Here is a 649-nt window from a genome sequence, read left to right as displayed (position 1 = left end):
AATCCCCATCCTAAAGGCTTTACTGAGCGTAAGCCCTCAAAGATTGATGATGAAGCCTTGCTTAAGGATATTGAGCAGTATCCCGATGATTACCAATGGGAAAGCGCTAGACGTTTTAATTGCTCGCAATCAGCGATTTGTTATGCTCTAAAGCGACTAAAGATAACGCATAAAAAAAGATTAACCAACATCCAAAAGCCGACACAGAGAAAATAGAGCACTTTCAAGAACAAATAGTAGATAAGACCGCTCAAGAAAAACCGATAGTCTATCTTGATGAATGTGGTTTTAAAGCCTTTGATCATAGAGCTTATGGCTACAGCACAAAAGGACAAATTTGTCATGGAAGTGATAACTGGCATTTAAAGAACCAGAGCAATGCGATTGGAGCCATTATCAATGGAGAATTGTTTGCCTTACGCTTATATGATGGTTCTATTATAGTCAAATCACTTATAATCCAATCTATCCAAAGCAGATATAAAGAACAACTTGTAGTAGAATTATCAAAAACAAACTGAGCATATCCTATGACCTACTGCAGCCAATTCCGACAGAAAATTCTTAACGATATTGCTAATGGAGAAACTTGGCGCGCTGTTGCAAAGCGCTACAAGATCAGCAAATTCACCGTCTATAGCTGACTWAA

Annotated in this window: 2 protein-coding genes; both read left to right on the top strand. The window is 38.1% G+C overall.

Annotation, left to right across the window (positions count from 1 at the left end):
- Positions 1 to 216: IS630 transposase-related protein (locus A5N85_RS14265; protein WP_249024014.1), on the top strand; the 216-nt coding region annotated here is incomplete at its 5' end.
- Positions 217 to 530: 314 nt separating this feature from the next.
- Positions 531 to 644: a helix-turn-helix domain-containing protein gene (locus tag A5N85_RS15475; protein ID WP_143143302.1), complete on the top strand. Its 114-nt coding sequence runs from the start codon at positions 531 to 533 to the stop codon at positions 642 to 644.
- The last annotated feature ends 5 nt before the right edge of the window (positions 645 to 649 follow it).

This window comes from Suttonella ornithocola, assembly GCF_001889065.1.
GTDB lineage: Bacteria > Pseudomonadota > Gammaproteobacteria > Cardiobacteriales > Cardiobacteriaceae > Suttonella_A > Suttonella_A ornithocola.
This window is presented reverse-complemented; position numbering and strand designations above follow the sequence as displayed.